This window comes from Paraburkholderia terrae (assembly GCF_002902925.1).
GTDB lineage: Bacteria > Pseudomonadota > Gammaproteobacteria > Burkholderiales > Burkholderiaceae > Paraburkholderia > Paraburkholderia terrae.
In genome coordinates, this window is record NZ_CP026113.1 from 2,062,330 (window position 1) to 2,083,790 (window position 21,461).

The following is a 21,461-nucleotide window of genomic DNA, read 5'->3' on the forward strand; positions in this document are numbered from 1 at the left end:
GTGTTAGCTCCGGCTCAATGTGATAAAGCGTTCGAGATGGTGATCTTCGTCGCCGAGTTGATGGTCGATCATCACAAGGCGCTTCGCGAAGTGCGCAAGCGGCAGTTCCCACGTCATGCCGATGCCGCCGTGCATCTGGATGCACTCTTCGGCAACGAGCGCGCCGATGCGCCCGATCGTGACCTTCGCCGCCGACAACGCACGTTCGCGCTCGACGCGCGCCGCGCCGAACGCTGCGGCGGCGTTGATGACGGCTGAGCGGGCCTGCTCGATTTCGAGCAGCAGATCGGCCATGCGATGCTGCAGCGCCTGGAAGCTGCCGATCGCGACGCCGAACTGCTTGCGCGTGCGCAGATACTCGAGCGTGTACACCTTCGCGACATCCATCGCACCCAGCGCTTCCGCGCACAACGCGAGCACGCCGGCGCCGATGCTGCGTTCGAGCGTCGCGAAGCCTGCGTCCCGTTCGCCAAGCAAAGCGGTGTCGGGAAGGCACACTTCGTTCAGACAGACTTCGGCGGCCCGTCCGCCATCGATCTTCCCGTAGCCACGCACGCTGACACCCACCGCGTCGCGCGGGACGACAAAGAGCGAGATGCCATCCTCGGCATCGACTGCACCGCTCGTGCGTGCGGAGACGAGGAAGAAGTCAGCCTCGGCGCCCTGCTGCACGACCGATTTCGCGCCCGTCAGCACCCAGCCGTTCGAGCCATGCACGGCGCGCGTCGTCACCTTGCTCAGTTCGTAATGCGAGCTGGGTTCGTCGTGCGCGAGCGCCGCAACGGCGTGGCCTTCGATCAGGCTCGCGATGAGCGCTTTTTGCACGCCGTTGCCGGCACTGGCCAGCGCGCGCCCCACCACCAACGCGCCGAGAAACGGCTCGACCACGAGGCCGCGGCCGAGGCTTTCGAAGACGACGGCGATATCGAAACCCGCTCCGCCGAAGCCGCCATCGGCCTCGTTGAAGAGCGCGCCGACGACGCCCAGTTCCGCAAAGCGGACCCACAGTTCGCGGCTAAAGCCCGAGTCGCTGCGCGCAAGCGCATCGCGCGTCGCGAAGCCGTATTCCTGTTGCACGAAGCGGTTCAGCGTATCCGCCAGCATGCGGCGGTCTTCGGTATGCTGGAAATTCATCGTGATCCTCTCAAAGTCCCAGGATCATCTTCGAGATGATGTTCTTCTGGATTTCATTGGAGCCGCCGAAGATCGACAGCTTGCGGTTGTTGAAGTAGAGCGCGGCAGCGCTCGCGGCACCCTCGGGGCCGACGGGCGCCTCGTCATGGCCTTCGTGCAGCGCTTCTTCGATGAACGGCTGCGCATGCGGTCCCATCGCGCGGCGCATCAGAGACGAAAGCTCCTGGCGAATCTCCGTGCCGCGAATCTTGAGCATCGAGCTTTCCGCGCCCGGCACGCCGCCGCCCGCGACGGCCGCGATCACGCGCAGGTTCGTGGTCTTCATGTTTTCCAGATCGATCTCGACGCGCGCGAGGCGTGCCGCGAAGTACGGATCCTCGGCAAGTGGCCGGCCGTTGCGCGTAACCTTCGCTGCGATCCGGCGCAAGCGCGCCAGCGCCGCCACCGAGAAGCCGACGCCCGCAATGTTGGTGCGCTCGTACGTCAGCAGATACTTCGCGACCGTCCAGCCCTTGTTCTCCTCGCCGACGAGATTGGCGGCGGGTACGCGCACATCGGTGAAGAACACTTCGTTGATCTCGTGCTCGCCTTCGAGCGTGATGATCGGACGCACTTCGACGCCTGGGCTATTCATGTCCACCAGCAGAAAGCTGATGCCTTCCTGCTTGCGCACGTCGGTTGCGGTGCGCACGAGACAGAAGATCATGTTCGCGTGCTGGCCGAGCGTGGTCCACGTCTTCTGGCCGTTGACGATGTAATGCTCGCCTTCGTCGTCGATGCCGCGCACGGCGCTCGTCTTCACCGACGCGAGATCGGAACCCGAACCCGGCTCCGAATAGCCCTGGCACCACCAGTCGGCGCCTGCGAGAATGCGCGGCAGCCAATAGCGCTTCTGTGCTTCGCTGCCGTACTTGATGAGCACGGGTCCGAGCATGTTCACGCCGAACGGCACGATGCGCGGCGCGCCCGCCAGCGCGCATTCGTTCTCGAAGATGAACTTCTGCACGGCGTTCCAGCCTGGGCCACCGTACTGTTCCGGCCAATGATTCGCGAGCCAGCCCTGTTCGTTCAGGATCGCGTGCCACTCGACCATGTCCGCGCGTGTGAGGTGCAAGCCGTTGCGAACCTTGCCGGAAAGTCTCGCAGGCAGTTTTTCTTTCAGGAAGCGCACCACGCGCTCGCGAAAGGCTTCCTCCTCGGGGGTGAAGTTCAGATCCATGATCTCGTTTCTCTCAATAGATTTCGAACAGGCCAGCGGCACCCATGCCGCCGGCAATGCACATCGTGACGACCGCGTACTTCACGCCGCGCCGGCGGCCCTCGATGAGGACGTGTCCTGCGAGACGCGCGCCCGTCATACCGAACGGATGGCCGATCGAAATCGCGCCACCGTTGACGTTGAGCCGCTCGGCCGGAATGCCCAGGCGTTGCTGGCAGTAGATCGCCTGCGATGCAAATGCTTCGTTGAGTTCCCACAGACCGATGTCGCCGACGGTGAGACCGTGGCGCGCGAGCAGCTTCGGCACGGCAAGCGCGGGACCGATGCCCATTTCGTCCGGTTCACAACCCGCCACCGCGAGGCCACGGAACGCGCCGAGGGGAACGAGGTTCGCGCGCTCGGCGGCCTTCGCTTCCATCATCACGCAGGCGGAGGCACCATCGCCGTTCTGCGATGCGTTGCCCGCTGTGACGAACCTGTCCGTGCCCTTGACGGGCGCGAGCTTCGCGAGTGCCTCATACGTCGTGCCGGGGCGATTGCAGTTGTCGGCGGAGACCGTGACCTCGCGCTGGGTGACGGCGCCCGTCTCCTTGTCAGTGACAGCCATCGTGGTCGTGACGGGCACGATCTCGTCGGCGTAGCGGCCGGCGAGTTGCGCTTCCGTCGTGCGCCGCTGGCTTTCGACGGAGAAACGGTCCTGCGCTTCGCGGCTGATGCCGTAGCGCTGCGCGACGATGTCGCCCGTGTCGATCATCGCCATGTAAAGCGCGGGCTTGCGCTCGACGATCCAAGGGTCGAGCCCGCTCACGCCGTCTTCGCGCGTCCGGATTCCGGAGATGCTTTCGACGCCGCCCGCGATCATGGCAGGGGCACCGTCGACGACGATGCGCCCGGCCGCCATCGCGATGGCCTGAAGTCCCGACGCGCAGAAGCGGTTGACTGTCGTGCCCGCGATCGACAGCGGCAAGCCGGCGCGGATCACGGTCTGGCGCGCGACGTTGCGGCCCGTGATGCCTTCGGGATAACCACAGCCGAGGATCGCGTCCTCGATCAGTTCCGGGTCGACGCCCGAGCGCTCCACGGCAGCCCGCACGGCAAACGACGCGAGCGTCGGGCCCGGTGTGATGTTGAATTCACCGCGATGCGCTTTGGTCAGCGGCGTGCGCGCGGTGGAGACGATAACGGCTTCTCGCATGGTCTGAATCTGCAAAAAAGGGGATGAGGGATTGAACGGATCAGGCCGCGTGATTGAGGCTCGCCAGCGTGGCGCCGCGCTCGACGAGATCGACGATCAGCGGCGACGGCTGCCAGAACATGGGGTCGTCTTGTGCGAACTCGCGGATGTCGGCGAGCACCTTGTCGAGGCCAACCGTATCGGCGTACTGCATCGGCCCGCCGCGATGGCGCGGAAAGCCGTAGCCGTAGAGGAACGTCACGTCCACATCGAGCGGACGCAGGGCGATGCGCTGATGCACGACGTTCGCGCCTTCGTTGATCATGGCCGCCATGTAGCGCCGGATGATTTCTTCATCGGAGAACTCGCGCGGCGTAACGCCGGCACGCTCGCGCTCAGCATCGATGATCGATTCGACTTCCGGGTCGGGTTTACCGGTGCGCGCGCCGTCGGCATACACGTAGTAGCCGCGCCCCGTCTTCTGGCCGAACCAGCCGCGCTCGCAGATGCGGTCGGCGATCTGCACATATCGCTGCTGCGGATCGCGCGTGGCGGCGCGGCGCTTGCGCGTCGCCCAGCCGATGTCGCCGCCCGCGAGGTCCGCCACCTGGAACGGTCCCATCGGAAAGCCGAACGCACGGACAGCGCGGTCGATCTGATAAGGCGACGCGCCGTCTTCCATCATGTGGTCGGCGGCCGCGCGATAGATCGCCAGCACGCGATTGCCGATGAAGCCGTCGCACACACCCGCACGAACCGGGACCTTGCGCAGTTTCTTCGCCAGATCGAATGCGGTGGCGACTACGTCGGCGCTGACCTGTGCGGGCACCACGACTTCGAGCAGCTTCATGATGTTGGCGGGCGAGAAGAAGTGCAGGCCCACGACATCGCCAGGACGCGAGACGCTCGCGGCAATGGCGTCGATGTCGAGATACGAGGTGTTGGTCGCGAGCACGGCGCCCGGCTTGCAGACCCGGTCGAGCTCGGCGAACACGGCATGCTTGACGGACATCTCTTCGAATACGGCTTCGATCACGAGATCGGCCGTGCCGAGCGCGTCGTAGGAGGTGCTGCCGTTCCAGCGAGCAAGCACTGCCGACTTCGCCTCCGGCGTCATGCGACCTTTCGCGATCAGGTTGTCGTAGACCTTCTCGATATGCGCCAGGCCGCGCGCAAGCGATACATCGTCACGTTCGATCATCGTCACGGGCAGGCCTGCGTCAAGTACCGCCACCGCGATGCCCGCGCCCATCGTGCCGCCGCCTACCACGCCGACGCTCGCGATCTTGCGCGGCTTCGCGTTGCGCGTTTCGGGCGCTTTCAGCACCTCGCGCTCGGCGAGGAACGCGTGAATCAAACCTGCTCGCTGCGGGCTGTCGACGCACTGCAGGAACAGTTGCCGTTCGTGGCGCAGGCCCTCGTCGAAGGGCAGTTCGAGCGCCGCCTGCACCGCATCGACGATCTTTAGCGGCGAGAACAGCCCGTGGAATTTCTTCGACGTTTCGGCGCGCGCGGTTTCGATGGCGGCACGGCTCGCTTCGCGGTCCGCCAGTCCGTCGGCGTCGCGGGTCCGGCGGACAGGAGCCCGCGCGTCGAGCAAGGCCTGCACATAGGCGAGACCCTCGGCCAGCACGTCATCGGTTTCGCCGATGCGGTCGACGAGGCCAAGCGCGTGAGCCTCGTTTGCGCCGACGTGACGGCCGCTCAACATCAGATCCAGCGCCGCCTTCGCGCCGACAAGACGTGGCGCGCGCTGTGTGCCGCCTGCTCCCGGCAGCAAGCCGAGCGTCACCTCGGGCAGGCCGAGTCTGGCGGCTCCGAGTGCGATCCGGTAATGCGCAGCGAGTGCGACCTCGAGGCCACCGCCGAGTGCAGCGCCGTGAATGGCCGCTACAACGGGCTTCCGGCATGCTTCTATCGTGTTGCAGACCTCGGGCAGCGACGGCGGCAGCGGCGGCTTGCCGAACTCCCTGATATCCGCGCCACCGATGAAGTTGCGTCCCGCGCCAACCAGCAGCACGGCGTCGACGTCAGGATCTTTTTCGGCGGCCTGGATAGCGTCGCGTAGTTGGTGCCGCACGTTCGCGCCAAGCGCGTTGACAGGTGGGTTATCGACGGTGATGACGAGAATGCGGTTGCGCAGAGTACGCCTGACGGCGTGTCCGGTCGATTCGGGTGTCATTGCCCGCGTCTCCATGTATTTCGTGTTGGTTGATTGTTAAATGCGGGAGACGCGTTGACAATCCAACTGGGAGTTGACGAACTGTTAACTGGAGATTGACACTGACCGCGACAACGTCCTACGGGGCGGGATGATTCGCCACCGAAGTTCGATGCCGGGAGAGCGGGTTTGCGGGAAACAGACGGACTTGCGCGAGGCGGCGCGGCGTGGAAACCGCTTCAGCTCCAGGCTTGCGCGAGCGACAGGATTTCGGCTCGAAGATAATCGATCAGTGCTTGCGTCGCCGGCGACGGATAGCGGTTCGGAAGCGTCACGATATACAGCGTGTTCTGCAAGCCGGCCACACGGAAATCCGGCAGGATACGCAGCAACCCGCGGCTCATTGGCGCGTGCGGCACATAGGCCGGCAACAGCCCGATACCCATACCCTGGCACACCGCCTCGGTCAGAAACGGATAGTCCGAAGACTGCAGCGCAGGCTGAATCGCGATTACGTGGACGTCCGACTCGTCCTGTCGATGCGTGAGCGTCATCGTGACCCGCCGTGCCGGGTACGGCGACGCGACCAGCGTCTGCTTTTCGAGGTCGCCGGGGCAGTTGATTGGACCGTGCTTTTCGACGTACTCAGCCGACGCATACAGGTTCCAGTCAATCGAGCAGATGTTGCGCGCCACATATTCCAGCGGCGGCGTCGCCGTGATCCTCACCGCGACGTCGACTTCAGCGGCGATCAGGTCTTCGATCCGGTTGTTGAACGTGACATTGAGCGAGATGCCCGGATGCATGCGTGCGAACTCGAGCAGTCTTTCGCCGAGAAACATTCTGCCGAAGCCGGTCGGCACGCTGATGCGAACACGGCCGCTCAAGGTCTGCCCGAGGCTGTCGATCGATGCGCGAGCCGTGCTCAGGTCTTCCAGCATGCGCTGGCCGCAGTCGTATAGCGTATGTCCCGCTTGCGTCAGTTCGAGGCTTCGGGTCGAGCGTCGCAGCAATTGCGCGCCCGTTTCGCGTTCCAGCAGCTTGAGCCGCTGACTGATGTTCGCGCGCGTCATGCCGAGCTTGCGCGCGGCGGCGCTAAGACTGCGCGATTCGACGATCTCGACGAACAGGCCGATCAGGTTCAGGTCCATGGTTCAATAGTGCGTGTGATTACCTGGCGATCCGTCAGGATAGCGCTCACCCGTTCGCTCATCGACTACAAAGTGGCTTTAGCTCAATGCGACGCGGGACGAAAAGGAATCATCGCCAGCAACTGCGCAACCCCGGCGTGCAGCTTGCGTTTGCTGGCGCCGTCGGCGGCCTGGACGGACAGGCCGGAGAAAACCGACATGCACAATGTAGCAAGCGCCGCAGCGTCCGCGTCAGGCACGAGTTCCCCTTGTTCGACGGCCTTCTTCAAGCGCTTTTCGACGGTCCGAGCCACCTTTAGCCGCAACGCCTGAAGGAAGTTTCGCAGTTCGACGTGCTCTGCGCCAATTCCCGCGCCGCCGAGAAAAATCATGCATCCACGAGAACGCTGTCCGCCCGTGAAAAGCTCGATGCTTGCGTCGAACATGGCGTCGAGGCTTTCGCGCAACGTCGCGCGCGATTCGAAGTTCCTTAGCGCCGCGCCGCCTTCGGCCCGGACGTATAGCTCGATTGCCTCGCGATACAGGCTTTCCTTATTGCCGAACGCCGCGTAGATGCTCGGCGAGTTGACGCCCATTGCATCGACGAGATCCGACATCGAGCACATATCGAAGCCCTTTTCCCAGAAAAGGTCCATCGCGCGCCTGAGCGCCACCTCGCGCTCGAATGCTCTTGGTCTGCCGCGTCCTTTGGTTTCGCCGTAACTGGCCGGCTCCATGTCCCCTCCTGGCAAGCGATTGTCGCAAACCCGCGAATACTGAATTCTATGTCGATCATAACAAAATTATGGACGCACGCTCTCCGCCTGTGCTTCAATATGTGTAATGGTCGTTACATAAATAGCGTGGCTATCGGTCAGGTTCGATGGTCGAGTGGTTCAATATCTCAAGGATTGTGCAATGAAGCTGATTTCCTCGTCACTTTTCGCTGTCACGCTGCTGGCCGCGCCGATGGTGTCGCACGCGCAAGCAGTTTCCGAGGCGAAGGCTGACTCGCCCGTTTTCACCGTGTTCGTCGATGCACCCACGGGCTACACGTTCGTGAAGTTGCCGGACGGCTGGAAATACGTCGGTGCTGTGACGCAGGAAGACGCACGCCTCGTGCAGGCTGGGTCTGCGCCGAAAGCACAGTCATCGACAAAACAGTCGAGCTAACAGAGGTAGGTTGAAAGTACGCAGAAGGTAGACGCTGCTCCTCCTGCGAGGAGCAGCGTTCGTAGCGCCTCATCCCTGTTTGGGATGATCAAGAAAGAATCGCAGCATTTCAGCGCTCGCGTCCGGGCCGCTTGGGTCCGTGTAACTGCCGCGTGCGTTACCACCTGACCACGCGTGCGGCGCGCCATGAATGGTCCATAACTCCGCGTCGATACCATCGGGGGAAATAAGCCTCGAAACGGTACAGCTACGCCGCCCCGCATCGGCCCGACGCCCTTCACTGCTGCTATCGGCTCGCGCGTCGAAGCCGTGAACAAGCTGCGTAGCATTCGCGACGTGAACCGTGGCATCCGCGTCGCCGTGAAAGACGATCATGGGCCGCTTCGGCGAGTCTTTAGCGCGCTTCGCATGCCCTGTCGCGCTGCGGCGTTTGCCGCCTTTCATTGCCGCGAGCGCAGACGGTAAATTGTGTGCGCTGCCCACGGGCAGACCGGAATGCACACCCGCTGCAGCGTACAGGTCAGGATACGTGGCGATCATGATCGCCGCCATCGCGCCGCCCGCAGACAGGCCCGCGACGTACACGCGCGCAGGATCGACGTTGTGGCCCGCGATGATCTCGCGCGTGATGCCTGCGATCAATGACGGCTCGCCATTCTCGCGATGCTGATCGTCTGGTTTGAACCAGTTCCAGCACTTCGACGGATTGGCCTGTTGCGGCTGCACCGGATACGCGACAAGACATCGATGCTGCTCGGCAAGCGCGTTCATCTGCGTACCTGCTGCGAAATCATCGGCATTCTGTGTGCAGCCGTGCAGCATCACAATCAATGGCAGCGGCTTGCCGGCTGCGTTCGCGGGCACATACAGCCGATACTGCCGGGAGCCGGCGGCGTTCGAATACGCATGCGTGCTGAAATGCCCCCGGTCTTCGACATCATTGCTGTCTTCTCGTGCCGTGTGCGGTGTGGCTTCGCTTATTTGTGTCTCGGCGAACGGGAAAACTTGCGCCTTGTCCCACATTCCATCAACCGCGCCTCCTCGCAGCGCACGTTGTATTACTTCTGTCGCTTCGGCGGGACCGCGGGTACGCAGCAAGGTCATCGCTTCGTGCATTGAATTCAGGAAACCTTCGTCGAGTTTCATCGTATGTGTCCGGTTAGCGGAAGTAGGCGTTGGGCGTCGCGTGGCTAGTGGATTCTGTCCGCGAGCGCCGTCTTGACGGCGGGCGAAGCGTGAAAAGCTCCCAGCACCGTGACGCTTTCGATCGTGGCGAGCGCAAGCTCCGGCGTGACGTCGGTGGCAATGCTGGCGAGTCCCAGCACCTGAATGGTGAGGCGCTGCCGCGCAGCGCGAACCGCCTCGAGATCCTGCCTTGAAAAGTGCTGCAGTCCGAGCACAAGCGCACGGCGCGTCACCGTGTCCTGGACGACCTGCGCATGAAGGGCAAGCTGGTTGCGAATCGCCGTTCGGATCAGGTCGGTCCGGTTCGAATAAAAGCCTTCCTCGACCAGCAGGTCGATTTGTCCGAGATCGACGGGGCCGAGGTTGATCGTGATTTTTTCCGATTCGCCGCCTTTGGGGCGAATCGTGTCGAGTGCTGCGGGCTTTTTCATTTTTCCATCCATCCACCATCCATATGGATGGTTATAGGCTGGTTTTTGTCGCACCGCAACATCAACATTCAGGGCCGATACACTTTCCGCACAGTCATTGACTGCCTGGTTGCAGGTGCATCGATTCCGCAAGCCTTCAATGCGATCTAATTGGGTGCGCCGCTTATCGCGCAGCCCGCTTCGGCGCTTTCGGCGGCTGCTTCTGGGACTGCCAGCTGTCGTCGTCGAGCAACCGGTCAAACAGACGATTGATCATCGTTTGGGGCAGTGGCGCGAGTCCAAGCAATGAATTGAACGCTATGCCGCTTGCAGCGAAATAGCGAAGCAATGAAAGCTCAAGGTCGCCCGATTCGCGCTGAAGCGCTTTCATCCTGTCTGCGTCCGCCGCTTTGGAGTCGTCGAGCAGTTCCGGACTCTCGACCAACGCTGCCAGCACGGCTCGCGCGACCGAATGCGGCTGCTTGATGGACTCCCGATAGACGGCTATATGCGCCGAAAGATTGGGTTCGGCTTTCTTGCCTGCTTCCTTCGCCAGGTAGTCGAGCCGGATCTGTTCAAACTGTTGCCGCTGATGATCAAGCAGCGCTGTGAGCACACCATGCTTGGTGCGGAACTGATGCAGCAGCCCACCCTTGCTCACGCCACTCTCGCGCGACAGCGAATCGAATGTAAGGCCACCCACGCCTTCTCGCGCAAGGATTGTGAATGCGGCCTCAATAGCCTTCTTGCGGGTTGTCTCGGAACGGGTCTGATTGTCCATTGATCAATAAAGATGTCGTCGTCAACCGGTCATGCCGTCTGTTGCAAGGTTAGCGGCGGCTGAAGCCGGCCCCGCGCCAACCGCTGAAATCCAAAGCAAGCCGGGCGTTCATGCTGGTAAAGCCTGAATTGTACGCCCGAGCTTTCCTTAAAAACAAACCGGGTAGACGGTTTACATATGAAAAAGGCGATGCTACGCTTCGGCCACACATCGGGACTCATCCGACGTGACGCTCTTCCAACACCTGCCATCGGCTTCCAGGAAACACGACATGTTCAAGCTCAGACTGACTCCGCACTTCTTCGCCGGCGCAACCGCGCTGGCCTTAACGGCCTGTGCTGGCGTGCAGCCCGTTGCGTACTCGGGTATCGCCTCCTCGTCGCAACTGAAGCAGAACCGGGATGACGACTCCGCCAAGGTGCCGTACCGGTTCGTGGCCCCCGTTGTCTGGTCGAGTTACAACCAGGTGATCGTCGATCCCGTCGATATCTATCGGGGCAATGACAACCAGTTCGGGGATATGAAAGATGACGACAGGGCGGCGCTCGCTGACTACATGGGCAAAGCGTTCGCGTCGAAACTGTCGAAGCGTTTCGAAATCGCCGCACAGCCAACGCCCGCCACCCTGCGCATCAAGCTCACGCTGACGGGCGCGGAACAAACCACTCTGCTCGTCGGACAGGTGATGCACTTCGATATCGCCGGAAATCTCTATAACGGCGTGCAGGCCATCCGTGGTGGCAAGGGTGCGTTCAGCGGCTCGGTGTCGTATGCGGTCGAGGTGTACGACAGTTCCAATGGGCACCTGTTGAAGGCATATGTGACGAAGCAGTATCCGAACGCGATGAATCTGCCCGCTGCGTTCGGATCGCTCAGCGCGGCCAAAACGGGCATCGACAAGGGTGCGGATGCCCTCGTCGCTCAACTGAAGTAACTCCCGGCGAGCCACATCGACATGCGCCAAGCCGGAGAACGAGCGAATCGACGCGTCAACCGTATGAGCGATCCACGGATGCAGGCAATCGCTCACACCCCGGCTGTTTCGCCATGATGCATGCCGTGGTCGACCTCGTCATGACGACGCCGCCGCCATTGATGGTCGTGATCGTGTTCGCGGTGACCTACTTCGTGGTAGGACTGCCGGTTCATTTCACGCACGGTGCTGGCTACAGGGACGTGCTCGGGACGATGGCGGGCGTGCTCGCTGCGCTTGTGTACATCGCGCTGCTCGTCGACTCGCATGCGAACGTTCACTAGTCACGGCGATCGGGCAGCGGTGAAGCGTCTCCGTCGCCGGCTCAAAGCGTGCGCAGCCATCCTTCGCCGGTTCGGCAGGCGACTGTGCGACGTGATCACTGGAACGCTCTGATGAATAGCCGGCGTCGGCCGTCGGCTGTATGGCTCATCCCTATCGCCGCACTGCTCATTTGCAGCGCGCTACTCGTTTCGTCCGTTGTGCAACGCGGACCTCACATCAGGATCAGCTTCGCGAGCGCTGAGGGACTCGAGGCGGGTAAAACGCGCGTGCGATACAGGGATGTCGAGATTGGCACGCTGACAGGCCTGCATCTCACCGCCGATCGCACACGGGTTCTCGCCGACGTGCAACTGGAGGACTCAGCAAAAGCTTTCGCGACATGTGATACGCGATACTGGGTGGTCCGTCCGCGCATCGGCATGACAGGTATTTCCGGGCTCGCAACGGCCATTTCAGGTTCGTATATCGCCGCCGATATGGCGCGCACGTCCAGCGTTTGCAAAGACTTTGCCGGCCTGGAAATGCCGCCCTCCGTCACATCCGATCAGAAGGGAAAACGCTTCGTGCTTCACGCAAGCTCTCTGGGGTCGCTGACACCTGGCTCGCCCGTCCTTTTCCGCCGCGTTCAGGCCGGTCAGGTTCTCGGATATTCGCTCTCGAAGGATGGCGCGGAGGTTATTGTCGATGTCTTCGTCAACGCGCCTTATGACCAGTATGTCACCTCGAATACCCGCTGGTGGCATGCAAGCGGAATCGACTTACGCTTTGATTCCAATGGGCTGCGGCTGGACACGCAGTCGGTCGCATCGATCCTCTCCGGAGGGGTGGCGTTCGATATCGTTGGCCCCGCAACGACGCAATCTCTGGCATCGGACGGCACGTCGTTCGCACTGTCCGCAACACGGACGGAAGCCGCGCGTAAAGCTGAGGACGGTCCGGCCGCACGCGTACTCATGAGATTCGGACAGTCGTTGCGTGGCTTGTCGATCGGCGCGCCGGTGGATTTCCACGGTGTTGAACTGGGTCAGGTGACGGCCATCGACGTCGACGTTAACGTTCGAACCGCTAAAGTCGACATGGTCGCTACACTCGACCTTTACCCGTCGCGACTCGGACGGCGCTACCGGGAAGCACTCGGAAACGGCGATGGCGCCGAGGGCAGGCGTCTGTTGCATCAGCTGGTTGCTGACGGGCTACGCGGACAATTGCGTACGGGCAGTGTGCTGACCGGCCAGCGATACGTCGCACTCGACTTCTTTCCGCGCGCTCGCGCGGTCAGAATCGATACGCAGCGAACGCCCGTCGAACTGCCGACGGTACCCAATACACTCGAAGAACTTCAGGACCAGCTTGCCAGCATCGTGAAAAAACTCGACGATGTGCCCTTCGACGAGATCGGACACAATCTCGACAAGACTCTCCGGAATTCGGCGTCGCTGTTCCAGCAGATCGATAGCGAACTGGTCCCCGAGACTCGTGCGGCGCTGGAAGCTGCGCAGCGTTCATTCGACGCGGCAAACGCTACCCTTGCGAATAATTCACCGCTTCAATCCGATGTGCATCAGGCGCTGAACGAATTGCGTCGAACGCTTGCCAGTCTTGGATCACTGTCCGAGTATCTGCAACGGCATCCTGAATCCCTTCTGTGGGGCAAGCCGGACCGCAATTGATCCAATCAAGTCAGGGAAGTTGAAAACACTGCGCGCGGCGCGAACAACGCATAGAGGGAGATTGCTGTCGTGAGAATACTTGCTCTGGTTGCTGTCGTTTGGAGTCTGCTTGCTGCGCCAGCCTTTGCTGCCAACGTCGGCTTTGCGGAAGTCAAGATCGCGAATGGCACAGAACCGCCATTGACGGTCGGAATCTGGTATCCGACGAGCGCTACGGCAGTCGAGCAGACCGTCGGCAATGTCACAGAGACTGTCGCACGGGACGCGCCCATCGCAGGCCGTGGCTTACCATTAGTCGTGATCTCGCACGGCGGCGGCGGCTGGTACGACAGCCATTACGACACCGCCATCGCGCTGGTCCACGCCGGCTTCGTGGCAGCGGCGGTAAGCCATGCAGGTGACACGTTCGACGATCAGAGCCGTGTTCTGCAGCTATGGCGTCGTCCCGCTCAACTGAACCGGTTAGTGGACTACATGCTCGACGAGTGGGTCGATCATCAGCATCTGGACAAGACGCGCGTCGGCGCATTCGGTTTCTCCAATGGCGGCTTCACCGTGCTCGTGATGATTGGTGGCGTGCCAAATCTGTCCGCGATCGCTCCATATTGTCACGCACATCCGGATCACGACCTGTGCAGCGCGTTGGCGCGGGCCGGCGTCGATACCGACCAGGGCGCCGCTGTGCCCGCCAGCGTGTGGGTGCGTGACCCTCGAATCAAGGCCGCCGTGATTGCGGCCCCCGCTTTCGGATTTACCTTTGGACGCGCGGGCTTGAGCGGCGTGCGCGTCCCAATCCAACTATGGCGGGCCGCCGATGACCGTCATCAGCCGGACCCATACTATGAAGAGGCGGTGCGCGCCGACCTGCCCCATCCGCCCGAATATTACGTTATCCCGAACGCAGGACACTACGATTTTCTGCCGCCCTGCGACGCGCGCCTTGCCCGCAAAATGCCCGCCATTTGCAATAGTTTGCCGGGCTTCAATCGCGCTGCGTTCCACGAGCAGTTCAATGGAGATGTGGCCGATTTTTTCCGTAAGGAGTTGCGCTGAGTCTTTCGGTTACCTCGGCGTGTGGCGGTCGATCTCTCTTAGTTCTCTTCTTCCGCGTGCATTGCTCGCGAGTGTGGCTTACATGGGCCTATCTAACAGGTTACACAAGCATGGCGATCGTTCGAAGCGTACACGTTTCGGCTGAGCTAACCTGCCGCAGAAGCAAACAGGTGAGACGAGCGATGAGCGAAACGAAAATCACCTTTTCCCCAATGAGAATCAGCGTCACCCCGATTGCCAACTAGACCAGGTATCGCTATTCCCCCGCGCCGCCCTGTGCGACAAAGCATCCGGACAATGCATCCGGCGATCGGGACCATCACAGCATTCTTCGACATTGCGCGTTATGGTGATGCACCGCTCGCCAACCTCGTGATGAACGAGACAACCGCGCTCACCCGATACTGAGCGCGACATGTTCAATGTGCGTGGGCTAATGCCGTGCAAGCGAATCGAAAAGCAGCGCGATATATGCCGGTTAATAGAAAAGGAGTATTCCTTTGCTCAACACCATTCTCAATGGGCTGTTGCCGGTTGCGTTCGTCATCATGCTCGGGTGGCTCTCAGTTCGCATCGGCTTGTTGAAGCATGACGATGCCAGCGTGCTGGCAACCCTGGTGATCCGGTTTGCGCTACCTTTTGCGCTGTTTGAAGGCGCGGTCAAGACCTCGCCGGACAAGCTGCACAATGCCGGCTTTGCGCTGTGCCTGACACTCGGTTTGATGGGTACGTATGTCATTGCGCTAGGCGTCGGCCGCTATGTGTTCAGGCATGACCTGCGCACCGCCACCATGCAGGCACTGGTGTGTGCTTTTCCCGACATGGCTTACTTCGGCGCGCCGATTCTCGCCGCGGTGTTCGGGCCGGAGGGATTTCTGGCCGTGCTGGTCGGCAATCTCGTCACCAGCATTTTCATGCTGCCGCTGACCATCGTGCTGACCGGACTGGGCGACAAGAATGCGATGGGAAAGGGGCAGCCAGACGTGTTGCGGGTATTCGGACAAAGTATCGCGCGCGCCGTCATCAATCCCATTGTCTGGCTGCCGATATCTGGCATGGTGCTGAGTTTCTGCCATGTCACGCTGCCCGGCCCGGTGTTGACCTCCGTCGACCTGATCGCAAAGGCGGCCGGCGGCACGTCGCTATTCGCACTCGGATTAATGCTCTATGGCGAGCGCTTTGTGCTCAACGCCAACGTCCTGGCGAACCTGGGTATCAAGAACTTTCTGCAACCCGCCTTGATGGCGCTCGGCGCCGTATTGTTCGGGGTAGTGGGCGCACCGGCTCACCAGGCCGTTATCACGGGCGCCGTGCCGACTGCGACCGCGGCCGCCATGTTCGCGCTCAAGAGCAATACCTACACGCGCGACGCCACCGCGACGATCCTGGTCAGCACGATTCTCGGCGTCGTAACCGAGGGACTGCTGATCGCGTATTTTTTCTGATGATGCAGACGGGAGTTGTCGCTTCCAACGAGCGGTGCTCGACGACCCTCCCGCAGAACCTGGGCACCCAAAATTCAGTCATCAAACCGAACCCCGCAACGCCTCCACGATCCCCGCCGCTGCCCGCGCCGCCACCTCACACCCGAGCACGATATGCGCCTCGGCGGTATCCTCGATGAAATCGTGACTGACGCCGCCAATGCTCGGCACGAAAAGCATACAAGCGGGAATGTGATGCGCGATCACCTGTGCATCGTGCGATGCGCCGCTCGGCATGTGTATCCACTGGCCCGGCGCGACTGACTCGGCCGCTTGCGCAATATGCTGCTGCAACGCGGAGTCCATCACGACCGGCTCCTCAGGACCATCGCAAGGTATCAGCTCAACCTGCACGGCATGCTTCAAATTCCACTCGTCTACTAACGCAGCAAGCGCGTTCTCCATTGCATGCAGCCGCTCGGGGTTACCGTCACGGAATTGCAAGTACATATCAGCCTTGCCCGGCACCACGCTGAACGAACCCGGATCGAGATCGATCCGGCCGACAGTCCACACCGTATCCGCGTCCGCCAGCCGACCAAAGGCATCGTCAACACGCGCGATGAATGCAACCAAAGCCGCGCCCGCATCCCGTCGGATGGACATCGGCGTCGTGCCCGCGTGGTTCCGCTGCCCGGTGAAGCGCAACTGAAACTCGCGGATGCCGACAATCGTCGTCACCACACCGATCGACTTCCCCGATGCTTCCAGCCGCCCGCCCTGCTCGATATGCGGTTCGAGATACGCGCGTTGTCTCGCACGATCGAGCACCACACGCGGCACATTCGCCACGCCCGCCTGTGCGAGCCCGTCGCCGAGCAACACGCCGTCACGATTGCGCGCGTGCTGTAACGACGCATCGATCGCATCGCCGACGAAACTGCGGCTACCAAGAAAACTCGAAAACGTGCCCTCTTCGTCGATCCACGATGCAACGTCTACCGCGAAGTCGCGCGTCGCAGCGCATTCGTCAAGGGCGCGCGCGATTTCGAGGCCGTAGATCACGCCGAGCGCGCCATCCAGCCAGCCGCCAGTCGGCTGCGTATCCGTATGCGAGCCGATTACGACCGCCGGGCCGGGCTTGCGCGAGCGCCCGAACACCGTCCCGACACCGTCGATAGTTGCATCCAGCCCGGCATCCGTCATGCGCCCCGCGAGCCAGCGACGCGCCTCCATATCGACCGGTGAGAGCGACAGTCGCACCACGCCGGGTCCATTGGCGCCAAAGCTGCGCAAAGTCTTGAGATCGTCGAGTAGGCGAACGGGATTGATGCGTGGGAAGTCGTACACGCGAGTTCTCCGGAACATGAGTCGATGGGCAAAGAACGATTTTCGCATCAACCCAGTGAACTCGTGATGGTGATGGGCTCACGCGGCGGACTTGATGTCTTGCGCTGGCATCCTCGTTTGGGCCTTTGTGGCGCGGCCGGTTTGGTTGTTCTTGGTCTTTCGCTGGCATCCGCGATTACGTTAGCGTGCTTCAAGCGTCGCCCCTGTGCGGCGCGGCACCTACTTTTGGTTGTCTGCGACGCTGGGTGGTTTGCTTGTTTTTGCTGTTGGCATCCGCGAATTGTTAGCGTGCTTCACGCGTCGCCCCTGTGCGGGGCGGCACCTACTTTTCTTTGCCGCCGCAAAGAAAAGTAGGCAAAAGAAAGCGGCTAACACCGCCAACATTTCTTCCTGCCTGAGGGCCCCCAAAGGGTCTTACGCTTCGCACGGCAGCATTTCTGTTTGCGTGCGTTGCCAACGCTTCGAATGAACGCCTCACCCGCTTCAGACACCCGTGCATGGGCTCACGGCAGCGAATGGTATGTGCCGCCCAGGTGGCAAACTATGTGTAGGTTGTCGCGTCGTACAGCGTGGCGCTCTTACAGGGTGGAACGCGTGCGCTATCGGTCCGAAGTGAGGCGTATGTGGTGCTACGGCCTACACACAGTTTGCCACCTAGGCGGCCGTGGATTATCTGGCACGGAGTGCCGCAACGCGGGTGCGTGAAGCGGGTGAGGCGCACATCCAGAGCGTTGGCAACGAACATGGGTCACGTGATTGCCGTGTGAAGCGTAAGACCGGTTGGGGGCCCTCAGGCAAACACAAGAACCAGCGGTGTGAGCCGCTTTCTTTTGCCTACTTTTCTTTGCGGCGGCAAAGAAAAGTAGGTGCCGCCCCGCACAGGGGCGACGCCTGAAGCAGGCTAACGAATCGCGGATGCCATCGCAAGTCCATGCACTCATACCCGATGATGCCCTCTCGCACGGGCCACGAGCGTTCGCGTTACGAGAAGAGTGAATTCTCCCACTGGCGAATTATCGAACACCTTCGCCCCACGTAGACTCGGTCGCACTTTCAATCGACGCATGCCGACACCGACCTCCTTCGGCAAGCAGTTAATATGTGGGACCTTGCATGAACATCACCGTGCATCACCTCGAAAACTCGCGCTCGCAGCGTGTTCTGTGGCTACTCGAAGAACTGGCGTTGCCTTATCAGCTCGTTCGCTACCGTCGCGATCCGATCACTGGCCAGGCGCCGCCCGCCGTGAGCGGAATACATCCGCTCGGCAAGCTACCGCTCGTTCAGGACGGCGACCTGACGCTTGCCGAGTCGGGTTTGATCTTCGAGCACATTCTGGACGGTGCCGCCGCGAAGATCGGCAGACCGGCTGAACCGGAGAGCGCTCGCCGGTATCAACACTTCATGCACTACGCCGAGGGCTCTCTGATGCCTCCGCTTTTCGCGCTTCTTGTTCTGGGACGAATGGGCGAGGCGGGGCGTACGGCTGCGGCGGATGTGAGGCGTTCTTTCGAAGACCATCTCGCGTGGATGGATAGCGAGTTATCCAGTCGACCATGGTTTGCCGGTGATTCGTTTACTGCCGTCGATATCATGATGAGCTTCCCGTTAGAGGCCGCCCGTCAACGCGGCGGACTCGATGACCGGTACGCAAATCTAAACGCCTTCCTGCATCGCATTCACTCGCGGCCCGCATATGGAGCCGCAATTGAAAGAGGCGGACCTTACGCGTTCGCGTGAGTACGCGTCAGAAGAAGTGATGCACGCCAATGCGAAACGCTGTCTGGTTCGGACTATCCGACGGCGCGAGCAACGGCATCGCTGCGTTTCCAACGCCATCCGCATGCTGGCAGGTCACTTGCGCGTACACCACGGTCCGCTTGGAAAGCGCATAGACATCGCCGACACCCAGTTCGGCGTAACGCGTTCCCGATAGCCAGGACAGGTAGCCGCCGAGTGTCACCGTGTTGGCTACCGTCACGTGATAGTCCGCGCCCAGTTCCGCCGTCCTCATTCGAGCCGACTGTGTCTGCGTCGAAAGATTGACTTGCGTCAGCACGCCGTGCAAGTCGAGTTCCGACGTCGCCTTGTAGAGCGCCGACAAACCGAAGATATCCTGAGTCCGCGCGACAAAGGTCTGGCCGCCCGTCAGCGGTTGACCGAGAAACGAACCCAGACCCAATCCCGACACGAGCGGAATCGCGTGATTGCGCCAGCTGCTGTACACCATCGATGCCCGCAACGGCCCTTGCGAGTACACGACATCCGCGCTCACGACTCGCCCCGGCTGCGTACTCGAATCGTCGAAACCATACATCCCGCTCGCAGTGAATCCATGAAGCGTCGGTGTCGTGTATTTGACCGAGTTGTTGATCGAGTCGCCAATGATCCCCAGATTGTCCAGATTCGCCGGATGGAACAGATAGAACGTGTACTGTACGCTGCCGTTCGAATTCACGCGCAGCGCGTCCGCGGCGAGATCGAGTTGACGCCCTAGCGTCAGTGCGCCGAAACGGTCGCTCGTCAGTCCAACCCACGAGAAGTGGCTGAATGCTTCCCCCGCGATTGTCCCCTGCCCCGTGTTCGACTTGAAGCCGTTTTGCAGCGCGAACACGGCTTTCAGGCCGCCGCCCAGATCTTCCACCCCACGCATCCCGTAGAAGTCCGGCACGGCGACGGGACCGAGCGTGGCCGTGCCATGCCGCATGTTGTTGGTGTTGTACGTGATGCCTTCGTCGATGCTGCCGTACAACGTGACACTGCTTTGCGCGTGAGCGCCCGTTGCCAGCATGCCCGCCGCGAGCAGCGCCAGAGTCAGTTTTTTCATTGTGGATGTTCTCCTCCGTTGTTGTTTTTCCATGGCAGTGCCACGCTGTGCTACACGTCTTCGGGTAAAGGTTTGCCGTTGGTCTCCGGTAGAAACGGGGTAAGCGAGAGCCCGACGAGATAGATGAACCCCACCGTGACGGCCGCATGTCCATAGCCGCCGAAGCGCGCGATCAGCGTGCCCGCGACGAGCGGACCCGACCACGCGAGCAGACGCGGTACGTTGAAGCAGAACGCGATCGCGGTGCCGCGAATACGCGTCGGATAAAGCTCAGGCAACCAGGTCGGCATCCACGTGTATTGACCGAGGCTGAAGAAACCCGTCACGGCCGAGACCAGCAGCAACATGCCGATGTCGTGCGTCCACATGAACAGTACGGGTGTCATGACGAGCGCCATGCCGAAGAACATGAACGTCACGCGCTTGCGGCCATAGGCGTCGGCGAGAAAGCCGAGTCCGATATAGCCGGCAATCGCGCCGACGTTGTACGCCATGCCCGCAAAGCTGGCCCAGCGCGGCGCCGACAGCCCCGCATGCGCGGCCACGGCGCCGATGTACGGCGGCACCCAGGTCGATATGCCCCACCAGCCGAGCGTGGTCGTCAGCGACATGAACACCGCGACCAGCGTGCGGCGCCGCAACTTCGGCACCGAAAACAGATCGACGAGCGTGAAGCGGCTCAGCGCTTCTTCACGGCCGGACACTGCGCCGCCTTCACGCTTGAGCGCGCGAATCCGGCGCCGGTCGTCGTTGACGCGCTCCCACTGCTCCGATTCCGGAATGCTCGAACGCATCCACAACGTGACGAGACCCGGCAACACGCCGAGCACATACATGTAGCGCCACGCCAGTTCACCTGTCTGACTCATGAAGAGCCACACCAGCGACGCGACGAAAAATCCCATGCCGAGCCCGCATTGCATGAGCCCCGCGCCCTTGCCGCGATGACGGTCCGGCCAGAGTTCCGCGGTCATCGCCGTGCCCGTCGCCCACTCGGAACCCATCGCGAGGCCGACGATAAAGCGCAGCACCGCGAACGACTCCCAGTTCCATGCGAATGCGCTCAGGCCCGTGGTCAGCGAATACGCGAGGATTGCCAGCATCATCATCCGTTTCCGGCCGATGTAATCGGTCAGCACGCCACCGACCAGCCCGCCCACGCCCCAGCCGAGCAGCGTCAACGCGATGACGAGACCGGCGTAGAACGGAATCTGCGCATGCATCGCCGGCTCGAGCAACTGGTGCAGCGCGATGCCGACCGTGAGGATCAGCGTGTAGGTTTCGTAGCCGTCGAACAGCCAGCCGAGGTTGGACGCGAACAGCGCATTCCACTGCTGACGATTGAGCGAGCGATACCAGACTTGCGGCGTCACGCCGCTGGGCGCAGCGTCGGACGTGCGTTGACCGGGACTGCCTGCGGGGTGTTGCATGGGTTGTCTCCTTGTTTTGTTTTAATGCCGCGCGACGTGTGACGCCTGCGCGGTGACTGCATTACCGAACCACTCTTGGCGC

General features: G+C 61.7%; 19 protein-coding genes. 7 read left to right on the top strand and 12 right to left on the bottom strand.

The annotated features are described in order from the left end of the window. Window positions 1-3 precede the first annotated feature (3 nt). The 6 genes from C2L65_RS38965 to C2L65_RS38990 form a co-directional block, all read right to left on the bottom strand. Window positions 4-1,134 (bottom strand): acyl-CoA dehydrogenase family protein, encoded by a 1,131-nt coding sequence (locus C2L65_RS38965; protein WP_042305391.1) that lies wholly within the window; start codon window positions 1,132-1,134, stop codon window positions 4-6. Between the two features lie 10 nt (window positions 1,135-1,144). Then, complete coding sequence (locus C2L65_RS38970; RefSeq protein ID WP_042305390.1) at window positions 1,145-2,353, bottom strand: acyl-CoA dehydrogenase family protein; 1,209 nt, start codon at window positions 2,351-2,353, stop codon at window positions 1,145-1,147. A 13-nt stretch (window positions 2,354-2,366) separates the two neighbouring features. Further along, complete coding sequence (locus tag C2L65_RS38975; RefSeq protein WP_042305480.1) at window positions 2,367-3,548, bottom strand: acetyl-CoA C-acyltransferase; 1,182 nt, start codon at window positions 3,546-3,548, stop codon at window positions 2,367-2,369. Window positions 3,549-3,588: 40 nt separating this feature from the next. Beyond that, a complete protein-coding gene (locus C2L65_RS38980; RefSeq protein ID WP_042305389.1) occupies window positions 3,589-5,709 on the bottom strand; it encodes a 3-hydroxyacyl-CoA dehydrogenase NAD-binding domain-containing protein in 2,121 nt (706 codons plus the stop codon). 218 nt (window positions 5,710-5,927) lie between these two features. After that, window positions 5,928-6,839, bottom strand: a complete 912-nt coding sequence (locus C2L65_RS38985; protein WP_042305388.1) for a LysR family transcriptional regulator — start codon at window positions 6,837-6,839, stop codon at window positions 5,928-5,930. Window positions 6,840-6,922: 83 nt separating this feature from the next. Then, complete coding sequence (locus C2L65_RS38990; RefSeq protein ID WP_042305387.1) at window positions 6,923-7,555, bottom strand: TetR/AcrR family transcriptional regulator; 633 nt, start codon at window positions 7,553-7,555, stop codon at window positions 6,923-6,925. A 181-nt stretch (window positions 7,556-7,736) separates the two neighbouring features. On the opposite strand from C2L65_RS38990, the gene C2L65_RS38995 reads away from it, so the two are divergent. After that, complete coding sequence (locus tag C2L65_RS38995) at window positions 7,737-7,991, top strand: hypothetical protein (protein WP_042305386.1); 255 nt, start codon at window positions 7,737-7,739, stop codon at window positions 7,989-7,991. 69 nt (window positions 7,992-8,060) lie between these two features. On the opposite strand, the gene C2L65_RS39000 is transcribed toward C2L65_RS38995, so the two are convergent. The 3 genes from C2L65_RS39000 to C2L65_RS39010 all read right to left on the bottom strand — a co-directional run bounded on the left by C2L65_RS39000 (window position 8,061) and on the right by C2L65_RS39010 (window position 10,367). Beyond that, window positions 8,061-9,137, bottom strand: a complete 1,077-nt coding sequence (locus C2L65_RS39000) for an extracellular catalytic domain type 1 short-chain-length polyhydroxyalkanoate depolymerase (protein WP_042305385.1) — start codon at window positions 9,135-9,137, stop codon at window positions 8,061-8,063. Between the two features lie 44 nt (window positions 9,138-9,181). After that, window positions 9,182-9,607 (bottom strand): CopG family transcriptional regulator, encoded by a 426-nt coding sequence (locus tag C2L65_RS39005; RefSeq protein ID WP_042305384.1) that lies wholly within the window; start codon window positions 9,605-9,607, stop codon window positions 9,182-9,184. Between the two features lie 163 nt (window positions 9,608-9,770). Further along, entirely contained in the window at window positions 9,771-10,367 is a 597-nt protein-coding gene (locus tag C2L65_RS39010; RefSeq protein WP_042305383.1) for a TetR/AcrR family transcriptional regulator, read from the bottom strand. Between the two features lie 271 nt (window positions 10,368-10,638). Here C2L65_RS39010 and C2L65_RS39015 point away from each other — a divergent pair, with 271 nt between their 5' ends. From C2L65_RS39015 to C2L65_RS39035, 5 genes are all read left to right on the top strand, one after another. Then, window positions 10,639-11,301 carry a DUF3313 domain-containing protein gene (locus C2L65_RS39015; protein WP_042305382.1) on the top strand — a complete coding sequence of 221 codons (663 nt, stop codon included), beginning with the start codon at window positions 10,639-10,641 and terminating at the stop codon, window positions 11,299-11,301. Between the two features lie 113 nt (window positions 11,302-11,414). Beyond that, window positions 11,415-11,624 (top strand): hypothetical protein, encoded by a 210-nt coding sequence (locus C2L65_RS39020; protein ID WP_081920783.1) that lies wholly within the window; start codon window positions 11,415-11,417, stop codon window positions 11,622-11,624. Window positions 11,625-11,735: 111 nt separating this feature from the next. Continuing rightward, on the top strand, window positions 11,736-13,295 hold the full coding sequence (locus C2L65_RS39025) for a PqiB family protein (protein ID WP_042305381.1): 1,560 nt from the start codon (window positions 11,736-11,738) through the stop codon (window positions 13,293-13,295). Window positions 13,296-13,592: 297 nt separating this feature from the next. Beyond that, window positions 13,593-14,348, top strand: a complete 756-nt coding sequence (locus C2L65_RS39030) for an alpha/beta hydrolase family protein (protein ID WP_233446652.1) — start codon at window positions 13,593-13,595, stop codon at window positions 14,346-14,348. A 500-nt stretch (window positions 14,349-14,848) separates the two neighbouring features. After that, window positions 14,849-15,793, top strand: coding sequence for an AEC family transporter (locus C2L65_RS39035; RefSeq protein WP_042305380.1), 945 nt, complete (start codon window positions 14,849-14,851; stop codon window positions 15,791-15,793). 81 nt (window positions 15,794-15,874) lie between these two features. Here the strand turns inward: C2L65_RS39035 and C2L65_RS39040 are convergent, their stop codons facing one another. Then, the gene (locus tag C2L65_RS39040; RefSeq protein ID WP_081920782.1) at window positions 15,875-17,122 is read right to left on the bottom strand and encodes a Zn-dependent hydrolase; all 1,248 of its coding nucleotides are present in this window, start codon (window positions 17,120-17,122) and stop codon (window positions 15,875-15,877) included. Window positions 17,123-18,235: 1,113 nt separating this feature from the next. Here C2L65_RS39040 and C2L65_RS39045 point away from each other — a divergent pair. Continuing rightward, window positions 18,236-18,862, top strand: coding sequence for a glutathione S-transferase family protein (locus C2L65_RS39045; protein WP_042316757.1), 627 nt, complete (start codon window positions 18,236-18,238; stop codon window positions 18,860-18,862). Window positions 18,863-18,869: 7 nt separating this feature from the next. Here the strand turns inward: C2L65_RS39045 and C2L65_RS39050 are convergent, their stop codons facing one another. Both C2L65_RS39050 and C2L65_RS39055 read right to left on the bottom strand, forming a co-directional pair. Then, on the bottom strand, window positions 18,870-19,949 hold the full coding sequence (locus tag C2L65_RS39050; RefSeq protein ID WP_042316759.1) for a porin: 1,080 nt from the start codon (window positions 19,947-19,949) through the stop codon (window positions 18,870-18,872). A gap of 50 nt (window positions 19,950-19,999) precedes the next feature. Next, the gene (locus C2L65_RS39055) at window positions 20,000-21,379 is read right to left on the bottom strand and encodes an MFS transporter (protein ID WP_081921556.1); all 1,380 of its coding nucleotides are present in this window, start codon (window positions 21,377-21,379) and stop codon (window positions 20,000-20,002) included. Window positions 21,380-21,461 lie beyond the last annotated feature (82 nt).